This window comes from Pleurocapsa sp. CCALA 161 (assembly GCF_003003995.1).
Lineage (GTDB): Bacteria > Cyanobacteriota > Cyanobacteriia > Cyanobacteriales > Xenococcaceae > Waterburya.
In genome coordinates, this window is sequence record NZ_PVWF01000048.1 from 1 (window position 1) to 25,597 (window position 25,597).

The 25,597-nt window shown below is 38.3% G+C and carries 22 protein-coding genes; 5 read left to right on the forward strand and 17 right to left on the reverse strand.

The features are described 5' to 3' along the window. The 6 genes from C7B62_RS13020 to pilM form a co-directional block, all read right to left on the reverse strand. A partial coding sequence (locus C7B62_RS13020; RefSeq protein WP_146132098.1) for an aminotransferase class I/II-fold pyridoxal phosphate-dependent enzyme occupies positions 1-384 on the reverse strand: 384 nt, incomplete at its 3' end. Positions 385-404: 20 nt separating this feature from the next. Continuing rightward, entirely contained in the window at positions 405-689 is a 285-nt protein-coding gene (locus C7B62_RS13025) for an HU family DNA-binding protein (RefSeq protein ID WP_106236771.1), read from the reverse strand. Between the two features lie 367 nt (positions 690-1,056). Next, on the reverse strand, positions 1,057-3,405 hold the full coding sequence (locus tag C7B62_RS13030) for a secretin N-terminal domain-containing protein (RefSeq protein WP_233219944.1): 2,349 nt from the start codon (positions 3,403-3,405) through the stop codon (positions 1,057-1,059). A gap of 84 nt (positions 3,406-3,489) precedes the next feature. Further along, positions 3,490-4,293 (reverse strand): type II and III secretion system protein, encoded by an 804-nt coding sequence (locus C7B62_RS13035; protein WP_106236776.1) that lies wholly within the window; start codon positions 4,291-4,293, stop codon positions 3,490-3,492. Continuing rightward, the gene (locus C7B62_RS13040; protein WP_106236778.1) at positions 4,290-5,147 is read right to left on the reverse strand and encodes a PilN domain-containing protein; all 858 of its coding nucleotides are present in this window, start codon (positions 5,145-5,147) and stop codon (positions 4,290-4,292) included. Before C7B62_RS13040 ends, C7B62_RS13035 begins: the two co-directional genes overlap by 4 nt. 94 nt (positions 5,148-5,241) lie before the next feature. Then, positions 5,242-6,342: a type IV pilus assembly protein PilM gene (gene pilM, locus C7B62_RS13045; protein WP_106236780.1), complete on the reverse strand. Its 1,101-nt coding sequence runs from the start codon at positions 6,340-6,342 to the stop codon at positions 5,242-5,244. A 385-nt stretch (positions 6,343-6,727) separates the two neighbouring features. Between pilM and C7B62_RS13050 the strand changes: the two genes are divergently transcribed. Further along, a complete protein-coding gene (locus C7B62_RS13050; RefSeq protein ID WP_106236783.1) occupies positions 6,728-8,038 on the forward strand; it encodes an ABC transporter substrate-binding protein in 1,311 nt (436 codons plus the stop codon). 270 nt (positions 8,039-8,308) lie between these two features. Beyond that, entirely contained in the window at positions 8,309-8,827 is a 519-nt protein-coding gene (locus tag C7B62_RS13055) for a transcriptional repressor (protein WP_106236786.1), read from the forward strand. Between the two features lie 78 nt (positions 8,828-8,905). Here the strand turns inward: C7B62_RS13055 and C7B62_RS13060 are convergent, their stop codons facing one another. Then, positions 8,906-9,361: a SufE family protein gene (locus C7B62_RS13060; RefSeq protein WP_106236788.1), complete on the reverse strand. Its 456-nt coding sequence runs from the start codon at positions 9,359-9,361 to the stop codon at positions 8,906-8,908. A gap of 270 nt (positions 9,362-9,631) precedes the next feature. Here C7B62_RS13060 and C7B62_RS13065 point away from each other — a divergent pair, with 270 nt between their 5' ends. Both C7B62_RS13065 and C7B62_RS13070 read left to right on the forward strand, forming a co-directional pair. Then, positions 9,632-10,921: a glucose-1-phosphate adenylyltransferase gene (locus tag C7B62_RS13065; protein ID WP_106236791.1), complete on the forward strand. Its 1,290-nt coding sequence runs from the start codon at positions 9,632-9,634 to the stop codon at positions 10,919-10,921. Between the two features lie 299 nt (positions 10,922-11,220). Further along, positions 11,221-12,228: a DnaJ C-terminal domain-containing protein gene (locus tag C7B62_RS13070; protein ID WP_106236793.1), complete on the forward strand. Its 1,008-nt coding sequence runs from the start codon at positions 11,221-11,223 to the stop codon at positions 12,226-12,228. A 30-nt stretch (positions 12,229-12,258) separates the two neighbouring features. Here the strand turns inward: C7B62_RS13070 and C7B62_RS13075 are convergent, their stop codons facing one another. The 5 genes from C7B62_RS13075 to C7B62_RS13095 all read right to left on the reverse strand — a co-directional run bounded on the left by C7B62_RS13075 (position 12,259) and on the right by C7B62_RS13095 (position 16,540). Beyond that, the gene (locus tag C7B62_RS13075) at positions 12,259-13,059 is read right to left on the reverse strand and encodes a TauD/TfdA family dioxygenase (protein WP_106236796.1); all 801 of its coding nucleotides are present in this window, start codon (positions 13,057-13,059) and stop codon (positions 12,259-12,261) included. Positions 13,060-13,085: 26 nt separating this feature from the next. Continuing rightward, complete coding sequence (locus C7B62_RS13080) at positions 13,086-13,988, reverse strand: phytanoyl-CoA dioxygenase family protein (protein WP_106236798.1); 903 nt, start codon at positions 13,986-13,988, stop codon at positions 13,086-13,088. Between the two features lie 46 nt (positions 13,989-14,034). Next, the gene (locus tag C7B62_RS13085; RefSeq protein WP_106236801.1) at positions 14,035-14,652 is read right to left on the reverse strand and encodes a sugar transferase; all 618 of its coding nucleotides are present in this window, start codon (positions 14,650-14,652) and stop codon (positions 14,035-14,037) included. Positions 14,653-14,748: 96 nt separating this feature from the next. Then, positions 14,749-15,363 (reverse strand): sugar transferase, encoded by a 615-nt coding sequence (locus C7B62_RS13090; RefSeq protein WP_106236805.1) that lies wholly within the window; start codon positions 15,361-15,363, stop codon positions 14,749-14,751. 13 nt (positions 15,364-15,376) lie between these two features. Next, a complete protein-coding gene (locus tag C7B62_RS13095) occupies positions 15,377-16,540 on the reverse strand; it encodes a glycosyltransferase family 4 protein (RefSeq protein ID WP_106236807.1) in 1,164 nt (387 codons plus the stop codon). Between the two features lie 180 nt (positions 16,541-16,720). On the opposite strand from C7B62_RS13095, the gene galE reads away from it, so the two are divergent. Beyond that, positions 16,721-17,704: a UDP-glucose 4-epimerase GalE gene (gene galE / locus C7B62_RS13100; RefSeq protein ID WP_106236809.1), complete on the forward strand. Its 984-nt coding sequence runs from the start codon at positions 16,721-16,723 to the stop codon at positions 17,702-17,704. 80 nt (positions 17,705-17,784) lie between these two features. Here galE and C7B62_RS13105 read toward each other — a convergent pair whose 3' ends face one another. The 5 genes from C7B62_RS13105 to C7B62_RS13125 all read right to left on the reverse strand — a co-directional run bounded on the left by C7B62_RS13105 (position 17,785) and on the right by C7B62_RS13125 (position 25,491). Next, a complete protein-coding gene (locus C7B62_RS13105) occupies positions 17,785-18,984 on the reverse strand; it encodes a glycosyltransferase (RefSeq protein WP_106236811.1) in 1,200 nt (399 codons plus the stop codon). 87 nt (positions 18,985-19,071) lie between these two features. Then, positions 19,072-20,664 (reverse strand): DUF4091 domain-containing protein, encoded by a 1,593-nt coding sequence (locus tag C7B62_RS13110; protein ID WP_233219945.1) that lies wholly within the window; start codon positions 20,662-20,664, stop codon positions 19,072-19,074. Between the two features lie 217 nt (positions 20,665-20,881). Next, the gene (locus tag C7B62_RS13115) at positions 20,882-22,060 is read right to left on the reverse strand and encodes an O-antigen ligase family protein (protein ID WP_106236813.1); all 1,179 of its coding nucleotides are present in this window, start codon (positions 22,058-22,060) and stop codon (positions 20,882-20,884) included. 490 nt (positions 22,061-22,550) lie between these two features. After that, positions 22,551-24,167, reverse strand: coding sequence for a DUF4091 domain-containing protein (locus C7B62_RS13120; RefSeq protein ID WP_146132099.1), 1,617 nt, complete (start codon positions 24,165-24,167; stop codon positions 22,551-22,553). A gap of 22 nt (positions 24,168-24,189) precedes the next feature. Continuing rightward, positions 24,190-25,491 (reverse strand): O-antigen ligase, encoded by a 1,302-nt coding sequence (locus tag C7B62_RS13125; RefSeq protein WP_106236817.1) that lies wholly within the window; start codon positions 25,489-25,491, stop codon positions 24,190-24,192. Positions 25,492-25,597: the final 106 nt, after the last annotated feature.

Here is a 25,597-nt window from a genome sequence, read left to right on the forward strand (position 1 = left end):
GGTAAATAGGGGACAGGGGAATATTTTTCCGCCAAAGGCGTTTAATGCCCTGGCATAATCACTAAAAGCGGGAGTAATTAAATACGTAAAATTTTGTTGAGCTAGTTCTCTGCCAGCCCAGGTTAATAACTCCGCCGAACCATTGCCTGGCAGGATAAATTGAGGATCGATCTGATGGTGGTTTGCCAGGTGCGATCGCAATTCGGTATATTCAGGATCGGGATAGGCGCTTAACTGTGAAGTACTGTTAACGATCGCCGCGATCGCACTTGGGGGAGTACCTAAAGGGTTGATACTGGCGGAAAAGTCCGTTAAAGCAGAAACTGGGCAACCAGCAATTCTGGCCGCCCAATTCAAATTTCCACCGTGATGTGGTCGGTTCAAGCTAAATTAGTTATCTAAAACTACTTCTTACCAGGGGCTACTTTTTCTTTGAATAGCTTACCTGCGGAGAAAGCGGGAACTTTAGTCGCGGGAATGGACATTTTTTCACCAGTTTTGGGGTTACGTCCTTCTCTTTCCTTGCGATCGCGACGTTCAAAAGAACCAAATCCTACTAGGGTTACTTTATCTCCATCAGAGACAGCTTCCATGATAGTTTCGATGGCTGCGGATAATACAGCATCAGCTTGCTTCTTAGTTACAGTCGCTTTTTGTGAAATGCGATCGACTAGTTCTCCTTTGTTCATGGTAATTTCCTGATTATTATTTACTTATGGTTTGTGTGTTTTGTGTTTTGTTCTCCACGGGAGAGAACTTAGATTTAGAAAATGGATTAACCAAGGTTCACAGGGATTTGCGCCATTAATAACGAAAATAATTTGTGACCAGCCTAATTTATAGCATCAGAGTTCAAAAACCCCACAACATTTTATAGACTTTTCTTTAGTTACAGTCACGGTATGGGTCACTGACCATAGCCAGATTAATCCATAACTGCCTTATTCTAAGCTCTACTTGGCAAATATGGATCGTTGAAAGCATTAATTTATCTAGATTTCAACAATTTTTCCACTTTTGCCTCCCCAAAACCCGCCGAAAAACCAGTAAAATACTCTACTTACCAAGCGCTCCAACACCTTGTTTCTGGAGCATTTCACGGCTTTCCTTACTAGGCTTAAAGTTACTTGCCAGCCCTGCATCCTCCTCGACGATTTCAGGAGTTAACAAAACTATTACTTCGGCTCTTTCGTTGGTCTTATCGGTGCTTCTGAACAAAGAACCAAGTAAAGGAATGTCTCCTAAGATAGGTACTTTAGAAACATTAGTTCGCTCTTGGTCTTGAATGATACCCGAAAGAATCAAAGTCTGACCATCTCGTAATCTAATGAGACCAGAGCTAACTTCCCGCTTACTTAACAAATTAAGTGTATTCCTTGCTCCTCCTCCACTCTCAAAGCTTTGTGTAGCACCGATCGAGCTAACCGATGGACTGACGGTCATTGAAACAAAACCATTATCATCAATTCGGTCTACATTGACGGTTAGTACCAATCCCGCTTCTCCCAGTACTGGGGTAATAGTTCTTGCTCCCGAATCTCCGTCAAGTTCTGTTTTGACGGTTTCAACGATTTTTTGGACTAAGCGAACAGTTGCTTGCTGTCCTTCTTGTACCGTTAAAGTTGGATCTGTAAGAACTTTAGCATTGCCACTAGTAATCCTGGATTCTATCAAAGCCAGAAATTTATCTGGTAAGTCGCTTGGTTTTGGAATCGTGATTGTATCTCGAATTACTGTAGCATCGCCATCTATAATCTGAGTAGTAGTTTTTTCATTTTCAGGTCCAACAGGTCTGAAAGTAAAATTATCGCGTAATCCAGGATTTTCTCCGCCAAAGTTAAGACTAGCGGAGCCTCCATCTTGGAGGAAGTAGGTGTCATTAACTCCATAAGAAAAGCTGGAGTTAGCAGTATCTTGATTTAATAAATTAACGTCAATCACCTTGACATTGACTGATACTTGACGACGACGAGCATCTAGTTGAGTTAAAAATGAAGTTGCTACCTCAACCTTACGGGGTTCACCTACTAAAGTAATTGCGTTCAATCTACCATCGGTGGAAACCTGTAATCCTTTGAGCATTAGTGCTGTAGTACCAGTTTCGTCTTCACTACCACCATCAAGATCGCTCAGTTCTGGACTAGTCTCTTTTCTTTGAACGACTTTACCAGTTTCAGGGTCGATAATTTCTTCAACTTCATTGGTCAGTCTTTTACCTTTTGCACCTTGGCTAGCGAGATACAAAGCTGCGTTTTCTGCTGTGACTTGATTTAACCGAATTGTACGGCTAACTAAATTACGAGCTTGAGCAGGTAATTGTTCCCCAACATAGATAATGTTTCCTCGACGGTTCGCGTCTAAGCCTGAAATCAGCAGTACGGAGTTAAATACTTCCTGTACAGGTTGATTGTCTAAATCTAGAGAGATAGTTGGGCCTGTTTCTTCATTGCCATTAGCTTGACTGGCTTGATCGCCTGTTTTATCTCCATCTGCATATACCAGACTTAAATTGGCAGTCTTAGCTAGCATAGATAAAACTTCTCTGACAGGAGCATCACGCAATACTAGGTTAGAAACTAAAGCGCTAGAACCAAGATCTACCATATCAGGCATGGTGTTGATATTAGAAACTGCCATATCCCCTACAGGAGGCGCAGCAGCGCGTGGTAGAGTTGCGGGGGCTGTAGAATCATTTAATTCTGTTTCGCTATCTTGAGCAGTGAAAACCCTTTCTTTGATATCGTTAACACGATTATCGTCGATCACGACTTCAGGATTAGGAATTAAGACATCTGAATCTGCATCACCTTTGTCAGAGTCTAAACTCGTTTTCTCGTTATCTTTGTCTTTTGACTGACCTAATGCCGACTTATAAGTTTGCTTGAGATTAGTGACAGTTTTTTGACCAAGCTCTTTGATTTCTTGTTTTAAAGTATCAGCTTTAGTTACTCGATTAAGAGTAAGGATTAAATCATCTCCCTCTTGTTTGAACAAGGATTTTACAGGAGTATTGGCTTCAGTAGAAATCAGAATTTGGGTATGTTCGTTGTCAATCTGATTAATTTCTAGGGCTTTAACCCCAGCCATAGGATTATCTTGCTTAAAAGAATTTCCTTCTGGTAAATCTAAACTAGTATTGAGTATATTAGCTTCAATAATATTATCACCACGGAGAGTATAAAAAGAAGCATCAGCCTGATTAGTTGCTGATAGTTTCAATTCCAGTTGATGGTTATTTTTAGCAATTTCTAGATCGGTAATTTTATTTTCAGCAGCCATCGAAGGAGCTGCGGTTAGTATAACCGTTAGTGCGGTCAAAAAACCAAGGCGATCGGACGCGGAGCGGAGCGGAGTTATATGCGAAGCGGTATCCTTTAGGAATCCTTTAGGGCAATAATTTTTCACTGTTTAATCCTCAACCTATACAGTTAGTAAATAAAATAAATAATATTTGGCTAGTAGGGGCGAACGGCCGTTTGCCCCTACTTCCTATTCGTTTTTAGCTTCACTCTCAGTTTTACGTTCACGTCTACCCTTACGTTTATCTGTTTGTTCATTCAACGTTGCTTGCTCATCTGTCTTTTGCGCTTGTTCGAGTTCTGCCTGACTCATGGGCAAAATAGCATCCAGCTTGATCTGAGTTGTTAACTCAGCCTCTTTCTGTGGAACGATTGAGCTATTGCCACCAGTTAAAATAGCTGTAGGTTTGTCTTTCACAGTTGAATTAATCGTCTGTACCATAAGTAATGGTTGCAGCCGTTCTAAGCTTTGAAGAATCTCTTTAGTTTCATTAAATGTTCCTTCAAAAGTCAAAGAAATTCCTTTCTTTTTGAGTTTTCCTTGAAGTTCTGCACCCAAGGAAGCGTCGTTAACAGTCGCAATTTCTTGGTCGGGTTGAAACTGAGTTAAATTACCCTGATTTGTAGCAATGAAGCCGTTTAAATCAATAAGTAATGTTTCTAGATCTGCTTCACTAGTGAACATTGCCAAAACGCGAGATTTAATCACTTTTTTGGCTGCCAGATCCGACTCCAGTTGAGCTAGCTTTAACTGTAAATCTCCAGTCTTAATACTGTTTAACTGTGCTTGTAAAGTCTCTTTTTGAGTCAAAGCCTCTTGATAACTTTTTTGAGCAGGCTGGACATATTTAAACAAGCCATATATGGCTAGAGTAATCCCTGCCACGGCGATGGTTACCCCCATAATTACTGGGGTAAAGGTAATCCCAAAAGCAGTAGGATAGTCTCCCTCCAGTGCCTTTCCTTCTGCGGCAAAATCATCTGCAAAGGTCATTTTAAAGTCGCTCCTTTACGTTCTAAGGTGTTTAATCTCGTAGCCAAACCAATTGAGCCTTTTTTCTCGATTTCTTCTTGGAGTTGAGAAGCGGGTGCATTATTTAACTGGGCTGAGATCGTAAATTTGATGCCTTCAGGAATTTCTAATGTCGCATTCTTGGGCAGTTGATCTTGATTTTCTATTTCCACAGGAAAACTTGTCAGGCTAGCTTCATTAAGATGAACCTGTTGACGATTAAAAAATGGCGATCGCTGAAGAAACAACACAAAATCATTGACATCTTCATAGGAACGAGCCACCCCAGCTAGATTAATGCCCGTAGTATCGGTAGCTGGAGGAGGAGTCGCTTCAGCAGCTTCAGCATCTTCAGCATCTTCAGCATCTTTGTCTTTGGCATCTTTAGCAGCATTACTGTCACTAGCAGGGGCAACAACCCCACCAGTTTGCTGGATTGATTCAACCAAAACTCCTGGCGGGGTGCGATCGCTTACTTCCTGCATAATTGCCGCCCAAGGCTTAATTTTTTCAAATACACCAACTAAAGCAGTAGTTTCCTTCTGTACTGTGTCTAGTTCGGCATTAACAGCATCAATTTTTTTATTTTGATTACCTAAATCAGCAATTTCACTCTCAATTTGTTGAATTTCTGTCTTTACTTCTGCCGTGCTTGCCTGCACATTTTTTAAATACATAAAAGTAATTGCAGGAGCTAAAATAAAGACAAATGTACCTAGCGCCAGCGGAATTTTGTCAGCTAGACTAGGTTCTTTCTTTGGCACAAAGTCACGATTGAGATCGATAGATTGATTTGGTTGTCTATCTCTCAAAAAATTAATATCTAAGTTATACATAAAGCCATACGAATTGGAGAAAATAACTAATATATTTACTGGCTATATTACAGTTCCCTGAGCTACTACTAAAGGTAATATTACCTTTGGTTTATTACTCTCTTATGCCTAGTCCTAAAACAATACCCAAACCTGGACGATGCTTTGGAGCTATTTCTTGATTAGTATCTAAACCCAAAGCAGCTATGGGGTCTATTTTTATCGTTGGTAAATTAAGTTTTTGCGCAAAAAACTCATCCACTTGATTGATCCCTGCTCCTGGTCCTGCTAATAATAACTGAGCAATTTCTAGATCTTCACTTTGATTAATATAAAAATTAATTGAACGACTTAACTCTTCAGTTAATTCGCCTAAAATTTTCAATAATGCTGTTTGTCCAGACTCCATTTGCGCTGCATCTATTTCCCCCGAATCTTGAATATTATCCAACACATCTAAATCTTGCAGTAGTGCCGAATTCGCGGTCTCAGGAAGATCCATAGCTTCAGATAAAGCAGAGCGCATTTGATGAGTCCCAATCGGCACAGTACGTGAAAATTGAGGCACTCCTTCAACAACGATCGCAATTTCTGTACTGTCGAATTCTAAATCGACTAAAACTATGGCTTCTTTTGAACCAAACTGACGTAATTGCTCTCTCAGGGTTCTAATTAAAGCAAAGCTATTAATTTCTAGAACATTAATTTCTAAATCTGCTTGCTCAAAAATTTCTGTATAAAGGTCGGTAATTTCTTTTTTCGTGGCCACTAATAAAACATTGACTTTTTCAATGCCATCCTCATCCATAAAATATCCTAGTTTGGCGTAGTCTAAATCGACTTCTTCTTTAGGATAAGGAAGATACATTCCTGCTTCATGCACCAAAACCATCTCTTTTAGTTCGGCTTCGTCTAATTCTGCGGGAACAGGAATTACTCGAATAATAGCCTCCCGCATTGGTACAGCACTGGCAACTTTTTTGGCACTAATTTTATTAGCTTTAAGAGTATCTTTAATTAACTCTGATAGAGCTAATGAGTCTACAATTATGCCATCTTCATATATACCATCAGGAATATCTGCCGACACATTTTTAATCAGCTTATATTGCTGTCCTTGTTTGGCTATTTGAGCAATATTTATCTTGTGACCATTAATTTCAATACCGATGCGATCGCCTTTTTTGGCAAATATATTAGTTAGATTTTTCAGCATACTCCTTCACCAAGTAGTATTTCAAAATTTATACTCCATCTTAGCTATAACAATCTAATTTCTAGAGCTACTAGATTTGGCTTTATCATAATGTCGAAGATTAAATATTGGACAATTTTAATTAGGTCAATAGCTTAAAATTCTTTGATAGATAGTTAAGCAAATTATTAATCATAAATTGATCGCTATTAATCAATTTGACCGTGATCTTGGTCACATCGGATATTGTAGCTGCTACTAAGAGTTATCTTGATAAGTAGTAGTACTGAAAAAAACAAATTGATTCTTCAAAGAGTAGTTAAAATTACGCATGAACATTGCCATTTACCTTCATTAGTAATATCTTTTGTTTGATTGGTAATTAATTGGCTAAGTTAGGAAAATTATGAAAATAAATATTTCAATTAAAAGGTTAAGTTTATTTCTCTTGCTAGGGATGATTTTAGGCGCATCAGGCTGTAATCCTCAAAAAAGAGCTAACTCTAATCAGCTTGAATTTTGGACAATGCAGCTAAAGCCCAACTTCACAAAATATTTCACTGACATCAATCAAACTTTTGAAGAGCAAAACAAAACAGTTAAGTTACGCTGGATTGATGTTTCTTGGTCAGCTATGGAAAACAAAATTCTGACCTCAATCTCGGCTAAAACAGCACCAGATGTAGTTAATCTCAATCCTAAATTTGCTTCCCAGTTAGCAACGCGCAACGCTTGGCTAGATCTTGAGCCTCGGGTAACTCCCAAAGTCAAAGCCACCTATCTACCTAAAATCTGGCAGGCAAGCACCATTGAAGTTTGTCAAGATCGAGAAAACACTTGTAATCAGCAAACCTTTGGTCTTCCTTGGTATCTCACCACTACAATTACTATCTATAATCAAAAACTTTTAACTGCTGCCAACCTAACTCAAGTACCGCAAACCTATTCCGAGTTAGCTCAAGCAGCTAAAGAGATCAAAGCTAAAACAGGTAAGTATGCCTTTTTCATTTCTTTTGTTCCTAATGATTCAGGAGATGTTTTAGAATCTTTGGTCAAGATGGGCGTAAATTTAATCGATGAGTCGGGTAAGGCGGCTTTTAATACCCCCGAAGGTAAAGCTGCTTTTCAATATTGGGTCGATTTATATCAACAACAGCTGCTTCCTCCAGATGTCTTAACTCAAGGGCATCGTCGAGGAGTTGAGCTATATCAAGCGGGAGAAATTGCCTTGCTATCTTCTGGTGCTGAGTTTATTGACAGCATTAACAACAATGCGCCGACTGTAGCTCAAGTTTCTGCTGTTGCACCACAAATCACTGGTGAAAATGAGAAAAAGAGTGTTGCAGTCATGAATTTAGTTATTCCCCGTGATAGTGATAAATCTGCTGAGGCACTTAAGTATGCTTTATTTGTCACTAATACAAAAAATCAACTAGCTTTTGCTCAAGAGTCGAATGTTCTTCCTTCTACCACTGAAGCAGTAGAGCAATATATTAAAAATATAGAACAGCAACCCAATAGCTTAAAAGAGCAGGCTAAAAAAGTTAGTGCTAGTCAGCTAGAGAATGCCGAAATTCTCATTCCTGTTACCAAGAATATACATATTTTGCAAAAAACAATCTATGAAAACCTACAAGCTGCTATGTTAAAAGAGAAAAGCGTCGATCAAGCAGTTCAAGATGCTGCTAAGGAATGGAATAGCCTCAAGGATAAATAGATTTATAAGATTTATATATAATGATCGTAGTGATTAGTTTAAGCGATGAAATATTAAGAAATAATACAATGCCAGCCTTGTTTTGATTAGTTCGTCCTAAGTTAATTGAATTTGAAAAGCGATCGCTTTATCGTATCAGTAAGGTTGGCAAGAACTAGCTTGACTACATTACTACATTAAGAAAAATATATGTAACTAAACTTTATTGCAAAGCTTGCTTAAAAATCTTATCATTGTCAATAAGCACCAAACAATTGATAAAAGACTGGTATGGCTCACTACACGGCATCTTCTTTAAAAGCCGAACTTAACTCTAGGGGATGGCGCATGACACCCCAAAGAGAGAAAATTCTGCACGTCTTCCAAAACTTACCGAAAGGCGATCATTTAAGCGCAGAAGAATTACACGATTTATTAGACCAGCGCGAGGAACCCATCAGTTTATCGACTATTTACCGTAGTGTAAAGCTAATGGCACGGATGGGTATTCTGCGTGAACTAGAGTTAGCAGAAGGACATAAACACTATGAGTTAAATCAACCTTATCCTCATCATCACCATCATGTAGTTTGCATTCAGTGCAATAATACAATCGAGTTTAGAGACGATACAATTCTCAAGCACAGTCTGAAGCAGTGCAAAAAAGAAGGATTTCAGCTAATTGATTGTCAGCTTACCGTAATGACCATTTGTCCTGAAGCAATTCGCATGGGTTGGCCGTCTGCCTTACCCACTGATTGGTGCTGTACTCGCATCATCTCAGAACAAGCTGCGAAGCAGAAAAGATAACAGCACAAAGTTGACAATTGACTTTGTTATCTGTAGATTATTCAACTACTTCTACTCAACTACACAAAGGGATTGCTTTTAGTTAGAAGTAGGTTTTTTTGCTGTGTCCAAACTCAGGTTTAAAGCTTGTTGCTTCATCATGTGAAAGATATTAAAAAAGCCATTAGCGCGGGAAGGGGTGAGACTAACCTTTAAACCCGTATCTTCAATAAAACTAGGTTCAATTTGAGCAATTTCTGCTGGCGGTAGATTATTCAAGCCTTCAATCAAAAAAGCAACTAATCCTTTAACTAACTGAGCGTCAGAATCTCCCTGATATTGAACTTTACCATCTGCTAAAGCAGCGGTGATATATACCTGAGAAACACAACCCTTGACTTTATTTGCTTCAGTTTTACTGGCTGCGGACATTGGTGGTAATTTTTGTGCATACCACAGCAACTGCTTATATTTTTGTTTAGGGTCACAACGGCGTTGAAAACGCTCGACAATTTTTGCAAGTTGGGGTGGGAGAGATGTTTCGGTTGAGGACATTAAATAATAACAGAAGTAATAAAAATGGTTTCAAAACAAAGCTCTGATGTTACGCATCATAACTAAAAATTTGTGGTTTTAATCAGCCATCAGATCGCGATCTAGCTAAAAAACTAAGCTATCTCCAAGCTAGCCGTAAAGCATTGCTTATATTACATTCACTTAATACTTTAGCAAAACTGATTCTTTTCCTCCTGATTTTGCTGAATCTGTCCCCCATTCAGATAAACTTTATTTTGAGAGGCACAGCCATTCACGAGGTTTTAAGAAGTGAAAAGAGTATTAGGTATCATTCTAGGAGGCGGTGCAGGTACTCGTTTGTATCCCCTCACTAAGTTAAGAGCAAAACCAGCAGTCCCCTTAGCTAGCAAATATCGTTTAATCGACATTCCGGTTAGTAACTGTATAAACTCTGAGATTCTCAAAATATACGTTTTGACTCAGTTTAATTCTGCTTCTCTCAATCGTCATCTAAATCGCAGTTATATTTTTTCTGGATTTAGAGAAGGTTTCGTAGAGGTACTATCAGCCCAGCAAACTAAAGATAACTCTGGTTGGTTTCAGGGAACGGCTGATGCGGTTCGTCAATATATTGACTCCATCAAAGCCTGGGATGTGGATGAAGTTATTATCCTTTCTGGCGATCATCTTTATCGCATGGACTATAGCAAGTTTATTGAGCATCATCGCCAAAGTAAGGCAGATATTACCTTGTCCGTCGTGCCGATTGACGATAAGAGAGCTTCTAGCTTTGGTCTAATGAAAATTGATAACCGAGGTAGAATCATCGACTTCGCTGAAAAGCCTAAAGGACAAGAATTAAAGCAAATGCAGGTAGACACGACCGTCTTAGGTTTAACCTCAGAACAAGCCCAACAAAGCCCCTATATAGCTTCTATGGGCATCTACGTGTTTAAAAAAGACATTTTAATCAATTTATTAGAAAAGAACCCCGATCAAACTGACTTCGGCAACGAAATTATTCCTGGGGCAGCCAAAGATTATAATCTTCAGGCTTATCTATTTAAAGGTTACTGGGAAGATATTGGTACCATTGAATCATTTTATGAAGCAAATTTGGCACTAACTAAGCAGCCACAGCCTGATTTCAGCTTTTATGATGAAAAAGCTCCCATTTATACGCGATCGCGTTATTTACCTCCGACAAAACTGCTTGATTGTCAAGTTAGCGAATCGATGATTGGAGAAGGCTGTATCCTCAAAGATTGTCGCATCACTCATTCAGTGATTGGTGTAAGGACGCGGATTGAAGGCAACTGCACCATCGAGGACACTCTGATTATGGGAGCGGATTTTTACGAGCCATTTGCCGAAAGGCAATCTGGACAGCATCATATAGGTGTTCCTGTGGGCATTGGTGAAGGCAGCACAATTCGTCATGCCATTGTCGATAAAAATGCTCGTATTGGTCGTAATGTCCAAATTCTCAACAAGGATCGAGTGGAAGAGGCCCAAAAAGAAGATGAAGGCTTCTATATTCGTAGTGGTATTGTAGTTGTTTTAAAGAACGCCACCATTAAAGACGGTGTTGTGATCTAAAGCGTCTAGAAGATATCCACTGGTATCATCAAAATTGATTTATTTAACAGTAGTTGGAGATAGCTTAGGCGAGAATTAAAATTAAAAATTTTCTGGGGATAGTAAACTTTACTATCCCTTCTACTTTATTAAGTATTGGTATTGGTATTTGAGTGAGGAGTTGAACATTAGCGATCGTGAATGTTTAAGCAGATTTTAGAGTTAAACTTTAGAAAAGATTACTAGAATTATATTCTGTTATTTTTGTTTACATTATTAAATTGGATTAAAATCAGCTAACCTGTTTAGGAAAATTTTGAATGTTTTCTAATGAGTTTCAAGACTACTACGCTATTTTGGGAGTTAAGCAGACAGCAAATACTAGCGAGATCAAACAAAAATTTCGCCAACTGGCTCTAAAATATCATCCCGATCGCAATCAGGGCAATAAAGCTGCGGAGAGCAAATTTAAAGAAATTAGCGAAGCCTATGAAGTGTTAGCGGATGTAGACAGGCGCAAAAAATACGATTACTTTGGTCAATATCAACAAAGCAATTCAAAAACAAAAGATACTACTGCTCAAAGTAGCACTGCTAAAAGTACTACTAGCCCTAAAGCTGATTTTAATAGTACTGATTTTAGTCAATATGGTAATTTTGAAGAATTTATCGATGAACTTTTAGGTCGCTTTTCTAGTCCAAGTAGTAGCACCTCGTCATCCGGCTCATCTCAAACTAAGCCTGGTGTCAGTAATGTTCAAGATTTTAGCCAGACTAACACATCTACATCTATTCCTCTTGATGATGAAGCCAGCATTAATTTAACTTATGCAGAAGCCTTTAGAGGTACAATCAAGCAGCTTAAATTAGAGCAAGAAATAATAGAGGTCAGAATTCCTGCGGGAGTAAAACCCGATTCTCGGATACGTTTGGCAGGCAAAGGCAAGCCAAGTTTGGCTGGTATACCTAGGGATTTATACCTCAATGTTAAGTTAGAACCTCATTCCTTCTTCGGTTTTGAAGGTGATGATTTAGTTTGTGAAGTTCCTATCACTTTTGATGAAGCAGTCTTAGGGTCATCAATTAATATTCCTACTCCCGATGGTATGATCAGCATGAAAATTCCCGCAGGTATAAACTCAGGTCAAGTTTTACGTTTGCGCAGCAAGGGTTGGTCTTCTCCTCAAGGAAAGAGAACAGATCAATTAGTTAGAATTGTAGTTGCCACTCCCCAAAACATTAATGCTCACGAAAGAGAATATTACGAAAAAATCCGCGATTTGCCTCGCAAAAATCCTCGTAGCAGTTTAGAGGGAATTAATCTTTGAATAACACAGTCATTTTGGCTGCTAATGTCGCTATTGGTTGATTTGCGATTTTAATTTGAGTGCTGATTTCCAGAAAAAGCGATCGCTATCTTTAGTTGCGGTAAAAGATTTACGTCCATGAATCAGGCGATCATCATGAAAGAAAACTGCTTCTCCTGGGTTTAGTTTAATTGGATAGGTTTTATCTTGAGCAACTACTTTAGTTTGTAAAAACTGGTGCAAACGCTCGACTAATTCTTTGGCAAAGTCGGTTTCGTTGGGATCGACGCAATAGTAGTTAAAGTTCAAATTAGCACCATCAGCATCAAAATCAATAATTGGTCGGCACTTGAAGTCTTGATCTTTAGCAAAACAAACGGTAGTTTTACATAAATCGTTTAACAAAGTGGGATCTTCTTGCTTTAGTAAATTAATCAGCTCATCTGAATCTAGAAATACCGTTGCGCCACCCTCAGCAGCTTGATTGATGCAGTAGAAAAAGCTGATATAGGGAGATTCTCCTACATAAGAACCATCAGTATGAAGTGGTTGAGCATTTTTACTATGGCGATAGGCATTTTGAATCCTGCTGTCATATCTAATTTCAATCCATTTTTGACCGATTCTTTTCCCTGTTACAGAGTCTTCAGATAACAACAGACAATCACCAATAGTATTGGATACTAAATCCCAAAAATGATCTAGATCTATATTTAGATCTACGCCAATCGTCTGAACAATTTTGGTGGTTTGTAGTTCTGACCAGATTTGATCAGCAAACTGGGAAATAGGCATTCCAGGCAAAAATTCAATTTTGCTGTGTAGTTTTTTAAATTTGTTGGCAGTGAACATTTAGTAAGTTTAATTAATTTTAATATTTATATGCTTGAGCAAAAAGATTGTTCTTTGGAAGATGCAGACCAAACAACAGGAAATACAAGAGGATCGCTAAAATCAGGGTCGCCATTAGGTAATTTTCGGCACAGTTGCTCATCAAACATATGAACTTCTTTTCCTTGCAAGTCCCAGTAAGGACGATAGTGATTTTCTCGATCTTGATAGTGGATAGACATAGCCGTGCGAGTTTGATTGCTACTGTTGGCATAGCTACCATGAACTGTCCAGCAGTTATGAAAGCTTACCTGCCCTTTTTTTAGCACCATTGGTACTTTTACTACTTCTTTTCCTTGCTGTATAAATTCGGCTTCTAATTTTTCGAGATTAGAATCATTAAATAGTCGCATATGTTCAAGTCCTCCCCAATGATGACTGCCGTCTATGACGACTAAAGGACCAAGAGATTCGTCACAATCAAGCAAAGGAATCCAGGCTGTCAAAAGCTTGTCAGAGCTACAAGTTGCCCAATAAGAACGATCTGTATGCCATCCAATCGGCGTATTGGTTTTTGGGGGTTTAGAAATTAGCTGATCATCTAATAATCTAATTTCCGAGCTTCTGGTTAATTTTGCTGCAATTGCACCCAAAACTGGATTTAAGGCTAACTGACGTAGTTCATGTTTCTGCAAAGAGACAAATTCATTGTTTCTCAGACCCTGACTGTTGTGGGGAGTCCAATCGACAAAGCCATCCTTAGTCTTAAGAATTGCATCGCGCTCTCCACGGTAGAACTTTTCAGCTCCTTCAAGAGCAAGATTGATGACCTCCTCAGGCAGAATAAACGCAGATTTATACCAACCATGTTGCTCATAAAATTCTATGTCTGACTCAGATGGTAAAAGTTTTGTTTGTTCTAAGGTGAGTTCCCCATTTAAAATTGCCATTTTGATTAAAAATATAAATGCATTAAAAAAATGATTAGCAACATGATTACGATTTGGGCTTGTGCGAACCTAAAAATTCTTCACTACCAACATATCCTTGTTGATTAATATCATTGTTATTAATAACTTTAAGTATGGTTTGGATTAAGATTTTAAAATCCAGCCAAAGACTCCAATGGTCAATATACCAAAGGTCTAGCTCAAACTTTTCTTCCCAGCTAAGGGAATTACGACCATTAATCTGCGCCCAGCCTGTAATACCAGGAGCAACTACGTGACGACGCGCTTGTTCTGGTGTATAACGTTCGAGATAAGCTGCCACAAAAGGACGTGGCCCGATCAGGCTCATATCTCCCCGCAGCACATTCCAGAGTTGAGGTAGTTCATCGAGGCTGCTTTGACGCAGAAATTTACCCAAAGGAGTTAGACGCTGCTCATCAGAAAGTAGTTTACCATCACGATCGCGCTGGTCAGTCATGGTACGAAATTTATAAAAGGTAAAGATGCTGTTATTTTTACCACCTCTGGGTTGAGAAAAAACAACTGGACTACCCATCTTGAAATAAATAGCGATCGCCAAAATAACAATCAACGGCGACAAAAAAATCAAAGCGATCGCTGCTGACAATTTGTCCACTAAAGATTTGATGAGTCTACTAAGCATCAGGAAACTTGATTTTTCAACAGAAATTTTGGCTGAATATGCTGAATATTTTTAAACCATTTAATAGTATGGTGACTCAATAGTTATTCAGCAAGTTTAGCGATCGTTACCTAAAAACTCACCGCCACCAGTGGTATAGCCTTCTTGATCAATATCTTTTTGGGCAACCACCGCCACTATTGTCAGCCAAATAATTTTGAGATCTAGCCACAGACTCCAATTATCTACATACCAAACATCTAGTTCGAACTTTTTGATAAAGTCCCCATCTAAATTACGCCGACCATTAACCTGCGCCCAACCTGTAATTCCTGGTAATACATGATGACGACGAACTTGTTCTTGGTTATATAGCTTTAAATATTTTACCAGTAAAGGTCTAGGCCCCACTATGCTCATTTCACCTTTCAGCACATGCCATAGTTGTGGTAGTTCATCTAAACTAGTTTTGCGAAGTAGTTTGCCAATCGCGCTCAGGCGCTGCTCATCAGGTAATAATTCCCCGTTACTATTTTTCGCGTCGGTCATAGTCCGAAATTTACAAAATTGAAACACGCGACCATCTTTACCTGGGCGATCTTGGGTAAATAAAATAGGCGTACCCATTTGGAGTCGAACGGCGATCGCCACTACTAAAATTAAGGGAGAAAGAATTAATAAAGCCAAGGCTGCCACGAGGCGATCGGCAAGAATTTTGATTATTTTAGCCATCTTAAATTAAAAATTAATTGCTAGTTGTAGAAGTCTGTCTTGCTAATGCTTGATGATAAATTTGAGTGTATTGCTCAATAATATTATGAACATCGTAAGTTTCAACTTTCTGGCGACCATTTGCACCCATTTGTCCTGCCTGCTGGGGATGATCGATCATTTGCGCGATCGCTTGACTTAACGCCTCAATATTTCCTACCTCAACTAGTAAACCGCAGTCGTCTGTCAATAGATCCTGAATACCGCGAATTTTAGTGCCAATTACGGGAGTAGCAGCACAAAAAGCCTCCATGATACTTCTAGGCAAACCTTCTCGTCCCGATGTTAGCAAGAGGGCTGTACTAGAGCAAATTAAAGCGGGTATATCATGGCGAAAACCCAAAAAATGAACCTGCTGCTGTAGATCTAACTTTTGGGCTAGCTGCTCTATTTCAGGTCGGGTGTCGCCATCTCCTGCGCAAGCTAAGTGTATTTCAGGACGATTAAGCTGCTTCAAAGCCAATAGCTGATCGCGATGACGCTTGTTAGGAGTAAATTCGGCAACGGTCAAGAGTAAGACATCTTTGGGCTTGAGCTTTAATTCTTGGCGAATTGCTTCAGTTTGTTCTGAACTAACCCGATCAAGATCGTATTTATCAAGTTCTAGTCCAATGCCAGGAGTATAAAAAATCCTGGCATCAGGCAAAAGATGATGTTTCCTGGCAGCAGCTTCATCTTCACGATTAATCGTAATCAGATAGTCAGTCCATCGTCCCGCTAGCCGTTCAAGATTTAAAAAGAGCAAATTAGTGAGGGGATTTCCTTGCTGATGAAAATGAAAACCGTGAGCCGTATAAATAACCTGGGGTTTTTGCTTGATTTCTAGTTGAGCGATCGCATAACGAGTCACAAAAGCTGCTACAGGTGTATGAACATGAACCAAGTTGTAATCCCCCTGAATCACAATTTTTTGAATGCGGGGGACGGCATTAACAAAGTTGCGCGGATCTAAGGGGTTGCGCGACCACGGGACATCCCAGACAGAGTTCAATGCTGCCACACAGGCTGGGTTACTAGTAATGTCTACGGCGATTCCATCCACCTGCCAACCTAAATGGCGATAGTGATCGATAAAAGGTAAAATGAAATCTTCAATCGCCCCCGCAATGGTTGCGACAATTAACATTTTGCAGGTCATTGTTTTGAAAAATATATGATTAGCTATGGCTTGCTAAAATTATGTCACATGTTACAAAACTACTTCTATTTTTTAGCAAAGTGTCGAAAAAAACAATCTACTATTTAAGTTATCTTTAAAAGTTTAATTTACTGATATATTTAGCTTTGTAATATAGTAAATTTGAGCAACTTAATTAGAATGGCTATTCTAGTCACAGGCGGAGCAGGATATATCGGTTCTCATTCAGTATTGACCCTACAAAAAGCTGGCTATGAAGTAATTGTCTTGGATAACCTTGTTTATGGTCATCAAGACTTGGTCGAGAAGGTTTTAAAAGTTAAATTAATTGTCGGTAGCACTGGCGATCGCGCTTTACTGCGAGAAATATTTGCCAACCATCAAATTGATGCTGTGATGCATTTTGCTGCCTATGCCTATGTAGGAGAATCTGTTACCCAGCCAGCCAAATATTATCAAAACAACGTGGTTGGCACGCTAACTCTTTTAGAAGCCATGTTAGAAGCAGACATCAATAAATTTGTCTTCTCTTCCACTTGTGCCACTTATGGCGTACCTGATGCTGTACCTATTACCGAAGATCAATCACAAAATCCGATTAATCCTTATGGTGCGACTAAGTTAATGGTGGAAAGAATTCTCCAAGACTTTAATCAAGCCTATGATTTTCGTTCAGTATGTCTGCGTTATTTTAATGCTGCGGGGGCAGATCCTGAAGGGAATCTTGGTGAAGATCACAATCCCGAAACTCATTTGATTCCCCTAGTGCTTCAGACTGCTTTAGGTCATCGTGAGTCTGTTTCCATCTTTGGTACAGACTATGACACACCAGACGGCAGCTGTATCCGCGACTATATTCATGTTCTCGATATTGCCCAGGCTCATATTCTCGCCTTAAAATATTTGATTGATAATGGCGCAACAGATGTCTTTAATCTGGGTAATGGTAGCGGTTTTTCCGTCAAAGAAGTAATTGCAACAGCTCGTAAAATTACAGGTAAAGAAATCAAAGCTGAACTAAGCGATCGCCGTCCAGGAGATCCTCCGACCCTAGTAGGCAGTGGTGCTAAAGCCAAAAAAATTCTCGGCTGGCAGCCTGCCTTCTTCAATCTAGATGACATTATCTCCCATGCCTGGCAATGGCATCAAAAGCGACATCAATAAACAGAAATTTATCGGCGGAGTAAAATTCTCAATTGCCTAATGGTGGGGTTGTGTTGATAATATTCGCTACATAAATGCAGCTAATTTTGCAGAGCAATTACGCTTTGATAAAGATGTTCGTATTGAGCGACTATTGAGGCTAAAGAGAACTTATCGATAATTCTACGGCGAGCAAGTTTACCTAAATCTGCTTTGGCAGATGTATCCATCTTAATTACTTCCTGCCAAGCTTGAGCAAGAGCAGTAGGATTTTTTGGAGGTACAACTTTACCCGTGTCACCGACAATCCAAGCAGAATCACCAATGTCTGTAACTACACAGGGTACTTCACAAGACATTGCTTCACCAAGTACTAAAGGAAAAGCTTCTCCATAAGCTGATGAAGAAGTTAATATGTCCAAAGCAGGTGTGATTTGAGGAATATCACTACGTTGTCCTAAAAGATATACGTTCTTACCAATGCCTAATGAGTCGATCAAGCTGGTTAAAGCTTGGTTTTCATAATCAACGTTTGTTCCGACCATCACAAATTTAGTTTCAGGATGTTCTGCCAAAATTAGGTGAGCCGCACGCAGAAAGTTATCATGATCTTTCATCGCATGATATCGAGCAACAGAGCCAATCAGAAAAATGTGATCGGCAATATCTAATTCTTGACGAAATTTTTGCCTAATCTCAGCTGAAGGTTTATATTCAGAGGTATCAAAACCATTAGGAATGACGCAGCTGTTAGCTTTGGGATAACCAACTTGTTGATGTTGAGCTTGGCTTTTTTCCGAAACAAAAGCAACTTTATCCACATATTTAGAAGACCAAGCACCAAAACGAATTATTGCTTGGGTGAGTAGTTTTTCCGAAGCTATGGCATGGAGAGAATGATGAATACTCCATAGTACAGGCGTTTTTCCCTTGATGAAAAAATTGAAAAATTGCGCAGCTAAATTAGCATGATACATCCAACCCTGAATCAAGTCTGGCTTAACTTGTTTAATTAATTCAGTCATACGTCGAATTGAGCTTATTGTCGGTTTTCCCGCTAACATTTCTACACAGTACACAGGAATTTCCAGCTGCTCAATTTTTTCTCCATATATTCCCTTATCCATTAAGGAAATCACTGTTGGTTCAAAGCGATCGCGATTGATACTGGATAATAGACTAAGAAGCATCACCTGTGCTCCCCCAGATGTCAAACTAGTAATAATAAATAATATTTTAAGTTTGCTAATTTTTTGCTCTACAGCATTGTCAATTGCTGTTTGATTTGAATCTACTTTCATATAGTTAATTACTCTCAAAATTATTTTAAAAATAAACAAAAAAAGTTTGTTTTATAATTCTGATTTTAATATCTTAGATGCTCACATTCACTGAGAGAGTTGATGAATTTTTGCACCTAATTTTAACCGAACAGAATTTAAAACTGCTGGGTCTTGATTCCAATTATGCATATCTTTAGCTACCTCGTTTACAGCTTTCATTGCCCACTCTTGATAACCTGCTCTTTTTAAAATCTCAATGTATTCATAGTCTTCCACTCCTTCTCTAATCCATTTAAGCCTCATTGAAGGAACAGATCCACTAATACCAACCTGTTTACCTGGATAAATGAGCATTCCCTCCCCTGGATAATGTGTTGGCTTCTCCGAATAAACATCTATAAAATCTACATTGTTCCAAGGATCGTCTGTCCAAGTATCGACTCGTGAATAAAGCAATCCTGTTAAACCCAAACTTTGATTAATAAAACCTTGGGCTATTCTATAGTTGATTGGTTCAAAGTTAATTAGCCAAATAGGTGAGTTATCCTGTGGAGCAAAAAAAGTATAAAACCAGACTTCTTTTCCCAGTCTCAATACTTCATTTATTTTCTCTCCTGCTGCATTATATCGTTCAGGATTTACGGCCCAGATATCTACTTGCTCATAGAATTCTGGCACAGGAGCCATTACAGCTAAATGTTTGATCCCTGCTTGATGTATATTTGTTGACCATTCTTGGAACGGTTTTTTTAAGTCCTGGCAATTATCAATTTCATCTGTAGCATAAGTGTAAATCATCAGATCTAATTGATGTTTAAGACCCTCTTGACGAATTGTAGAAGCTGGTGGAGGAGAATCCATCGAACAAGTTTGGTAATTAGCTCCACTCCAAAAAGGAAGACGAACAGAAGTTAATCCCCATCGATCAATCAACTCCCTTTCATCTTCTGGATTAATCGCAGCTACTGGCATAACTCGATGCTTGAGTAGTTCGATCAAGGTATTTTTATCATGCTGTTCCCATGACAGAAATGCCGATTGTAAAAATGGTTTTAACGGTAGCTCAAAATCCCAAACTGTCAGCAGAATCTTACCAGTTATTTTTCCGCGATCGCTAATAACAGTATATGTTCCTTGATAATCACTAGCTGGAGTATCTCTCGGAACAAAAATATCTACCCAAATAGTTTGATTAGTTCCTTGTTTAAGCTGAAGGGGAATTGCATCTAATTCGGCATTAGCTAAATCAGCACCTGTCTGTGGATCGACAAACGGAATTAAACCGTCAGGATACCAACCTTTACCCGAGGATTTAACTTTATTTGTGATCGATAAAGGGCTAAGTTTGGTCACATTGACATAATGCTCACGGTAAAGAGTAATATTGTCTTGGGCAATTAAACGATTTTCCTTCCCATTTAAGTCTGACACTTGAACATCAGTAACCACAGCATCATGTTGATTGGCGTTGATGGCAATCTGGAAAGATTCATACTCTCCACGAGCTGCATATAAATGGATATCGCGGACATTTTCAGCAGGATCGTGGAGCATTACTCGTTCCATGCTACTTTTTACCCATACCTGAGGAGAAACAGAAGATGAGTTTGAGTATTCAGTTTTCAGAAAAATCAACAACATGGTTAAACCAAAAGGAATTAATAATCCGAAAAAATATTTTAAAATCGATTTAAACACTTGCTACCACAATGATTTTGTCTAAATGTTAAAGTGTTGAAGTAAAAAAAATTGGTTTGATTTTAGACATTGTTACTAAGTGTAGTATAAATTTGCATTTAACGCGTTTGATCTCAACAGATTAATACATCATGGCTTTAAGTATTCACTGGTGCAAGCTTGGTCTATCCTAGCAAAATATAAATCAACAATTAATAAAAGTAATAAAAGTGAAAAGTTATCTAACATTTTCAACTTCTTTTTCAACTTCAGCAATTTGACTTTGGGAATTAATTTGGCAACTTAATTGACCCTCTGCTAATCCCAACATCAGCGCAAAAATAATTATTTCTTTGGGTGGAAAGATAGTATAGTCCATTGCCTGAGCTAAGGTAAAAAAGGCAAAGATAAAAAATGCGGGAGAGCAATTGCGCTGGAAAGCCTGCCAGATTTTGCTAATCAAATAGAAAAATATCACAAAAGCAAAAATTCCCAGGCTCAAAATATACTCAATCACTATACTGTGATAATGAGGGGGGACACTGTAACCAACACCATCAGAACTAGGAAATTTGAGGTTGCTTTCCCGAATTAGTGAAGGTGACATATCAAAGCCAACGCCAGTCAGAGGAATCTGCCCACCTTTTAACAGTTCTATAGCATTAGTCCAAATATCAGTTCTACCGTTTAAATGGGAAACTTCCTCGGTACTGAAGCGTGATTTCAATACCACTTGAGTTTCTTGACCGCCATACTTCTGTAAAGCCGTGATTCCCACTATGGTTAAAAGCACAAAAATAACCACGTATTTGATTAAGTTTAAAGGAATTAATCGCCGATTTTGAACGACAATGAGAATTAAAAACAAGAGCAAGGAAGTCCTTGAAAAACTTAGAAAAAGAAAGATGAAACTAAAAAACAAAGCTAGATAGTACTTTCTTGTATAGAAAACTAAACACATAATTCCTGAAACTTGACCAAAGCTAGCAGGGGTCATTGCCGAAGCAGCCATCCTATTCTGAACAGCGCCAAATTGGAGGCTATACCACAAAATTGCACTAGCAGCTACAATAGCATAAACAAATATCAAGATACTTTCAGCAGTTTGGTAACCTAATTTACGAACAAATGCTTTTGCAAATACAAAAACTAAAAGAAACCGAAAAAAGCATACTAGTCCAGCTAGAATAAACATCCGATCTTCTTGATATGAGCTGATCCAGCTTGTGGAAATTATAAATAAACCAATTATTCCAAACAAAAAATCTTTTAGTTCTAGTTTTAGGCCGCCAGTTGCAAAACTAAAAATAATTGCATATCCTAATACGAAATCATACCAACCCATATAGGCAGGATGATAAACCCCGTTGAATTCGTGGACACCTCCTGGAATAATGGTTGTACTTTTTAGCCCCATATAAATTATGAGGGAAATTATTGGCAATGGGGCAACTTTCAAGCATTTTTGGAAGTCTTGAAAAATTATTTTAAATTGGTTCAAAGTACCTCCACATTGGACAATACCGACAAATTTAAGCTATGGCCTCTCAAAACTCATCTAACATTAATGAATCTTCAAGATAAATAGCTCAAACCCCGCCTATATTCAAAACAGAAGTTTGAATGAAAACTTGCATAGGTTAAATCTCAACTCGTTACTCGCTACTTAAAACAATAGAGTTCTTGCGAAAGTGTCTGGTTTTAATATTATCCACAGATAAACACAGATAAAGCGAAACAGTTCGTTGCGGAGGGAACCTCCGTTAAAGAAACTGTTTCAAGAACACAGATAAAATTCATCATGAATTTACTTTTGCAAGAGATCTAATTAACTGAAAAACTACAGATTTACAACTAGATAAGGTTTATGTGCCTCTAACCTAAATAAAAGAACGCTCTTTTTTCCTTTAGCCTTTTCCCTGTTCTCTTTTGTAGGAAACTTGATGAATTTTTTCGCCTAATTTTTGTCTAGCATAATCTAATGTATTAATATCTTTTGTCCAATCTTGCCAGTTTTTTCCCACATTTTGAACAATTGTCATTGCCCAATTTTGATATCCAAGCTTTTTTAAGATCTCTATGTATTCATAATCTTCCATTCCTTCTCTAAGTCTTTTAAGCCTGATCGAAGGAACAACCTGATTTAGACCTACTTTGTCTCCTGGATAGAAAAACATCTCTATGCCAGGATAATCTGTATCTCCCTGCACATAAATCGGTACTTCTGACCAAGGATTTTCTGTCCAAGTATCTGCTCGTGCGATTAGAACACCTTTCAAATCTAAACTTTGAGCAATCCATCCTTGGGCAATCCGAAAATTAATCGGTGAGGAATCAAGATGCCAGAGGGGAGAATAATCGGTACTATACCCTGTATAAAACCAAATATCATCTCCTTGGCTCTTTACCTCGCTAATTTCGGATCTTGCTTCTGCATACATCAAAGGATTTACGACCCAAATATCTACATCGCCATATAAATTTGGTTTAGGCTTCATCACGGCAAGATGTTTTAGTCCCGCTTGATGAATATTTTGTCCCCATTGTTTTACAGGTTCTGCCAAATTTTGACACTGATCGATTTCATCTACCGAAAATACATATTTTAATAAGTCGGATGGATATTGAGCAGCAGCTTGTTTTAGTTCGGTTACTGAAGGAGCAGGATTCATCTTGCAGGTTTGATAGTTAGCTCCACTCCAAAAAGGCAAACGAACCGATTTAACCCCCAGTCTGGCAAATGCTGCTTGCTGATCTGGATACTTAATTCTCTGGCTAGACATTAATCTGTGTTTGAGAAGTAATGTCTGGGCTTCAATTCCTCTATTTTCCCAAATATCAAAGAAAGAATCCATTGATGGCTGAACAGGTAAAGTAAAATTCCAGACTGTTAAATCGATTTTACCTTCGGCAACACCGCGATCGCTTTCAATGGTAAACTTGCCTTGATATTCCCCAGCAGCAGTAGATTGAGGCACGAAGATATCTACCCAAATAGGCTGATTTGCTCCTGCTGCTAAGTCAAAAGGCACAGCATCCAATTCTGCATTTTGAATATCTTTGCCTGTATCTGGATCAACAAAAGGAATTAGCGCATCTGCATACCATCCCTTACCTCGAGTTGGATTAGCCGCCCATCCAGGATGACTTGGGCGATCGAGTTTAATATAGTGTTCGCGATATAAAGTAATATTACTTTTATCAATCGCTGAACCATTAGAATTTTGTAGATTGGACACAGTAACGTTGATGTTGCGAAGATTTCCTGGTGGGGCTTGAACCACAATTTGGAAAGCTTCGTATTCTCCTTTAGCTGCACTTAATTTTACCTTCCTTAGTTGCTCAAAATCATCTATAACTGGAGCAGGTTGATGAATTTGGATGGCTTCCATGGCTGAAGCTATCCAAAACAGAGGTTTAGTTTCGACCTGACTTTCGCTAATTGTAGATGTACTAAATACGGCAATCATGGTTAAAATTGCCCAAATAATAGCTGTAATAGTTTTGTTAAGGAAACTAATCATAGTAAAATAGCGCCAATTCAATTTATGTTTCTAAATCATGGAAGTATAGTTTATCTAAAAATTCATCCGTCTCTATGTTTTGTGCTTTGCTTACACTGCTATGTTTAGCTAAGTTTGCCATCATGGCATAAAAGATTAATGAGCAAAATTCATTCATCAGGGTATGACTAAAAAATCCCTGCAGTGAGAGAAAAATAACAAAAGCTGCTCCTTGGTTTTTCAATTCTCCTTCTGCTTGCCAAATAGATACCAAAAGTAGGGAAGGAAAGAATAAAACTCCCAAAAAGCCAAATTCTACCATTTGATCTAAATAAGTATTGTGACATCTTTGTGCTACTCCTGTGCTAGAAAGGGTAGCGACATTTTCTCCTGAACCCAAGCCGTTACCAATAAAAGGATGTCTGACAAATTTTCCCCAAGCGACTTTTACATGCTCTTCACGAGCGGCTTTAGAATTGTCTTTTTGCGCTAAAGGGTTGATCAAAAATTCCACTCTAGCAAGAGAATCCTTGTTTAATAAAGGCTTTCCATGAAGGTCTTTTAAGTATTTTAAATGACCAATTTGGGTCGACAAAATAGAAATCATCACCATAAAAAATACTACTAACAGTGGCATTTGGTAGCGAGGAACGATTTTCTTAACTATTAAAAAAACCATAACTAAAACCCAACCAGCAATAGACCCTCGGGAAAAAGTTGGCGCAATGCCGACAAATATTAATAGAGCATAAAATAAACGGTATTTGGGTTTAATAATATCGATAGTGAGAATCATTCCCACAACTAAAGCAATGCTAGCTGCGTTTGAATCTTCATAGAATCCTGCGGATCTTCCAGGAGCGCGCTGTTCTAAATAGAAAGCTGAAGGATTTAAAAACTCATAAATAAACATACCCACATTAATAAAGGTTACAGACATAATTGTCAGCTTAACCCACTTTGTTACTAAAGGATGATAGGCAAAAATTCCTAACATTAAAAGTAGAAAGATTATGGTGCGATATTGATTTTCTAAATATTGCTGATTGGGAGATATTGGTTGTACCAATATTGAAATAAAGGACACGGCAATATAAATACCAGACCAAATCAATAGAGGTTTTGAGAAATTGTCTAGCCGATACAGCAATGACAAAAATAAAGGGAAAGATGCTAGCAAAAAACCCAACATCCAATATAAGGGAATAATAAACCCGTGATTATTAGCCAAATAGATATCTAGCCTGGTAAAAAATACTAAGATAGCTGTGACTGCTAAAAATCCTTGATAATAAGTTATAAAAGTAACTTTTGTCGAATTTTTAGACTCAATTAAACTTATCATTTATTCTTGATAACTTGATTACAAATAAAAAAGTGGTTAAAATTTAAATTTTTGTAGTGTTTGAGTAATTAAACGATTTTAAAATTTAAATAGCTAGTAATTTAAG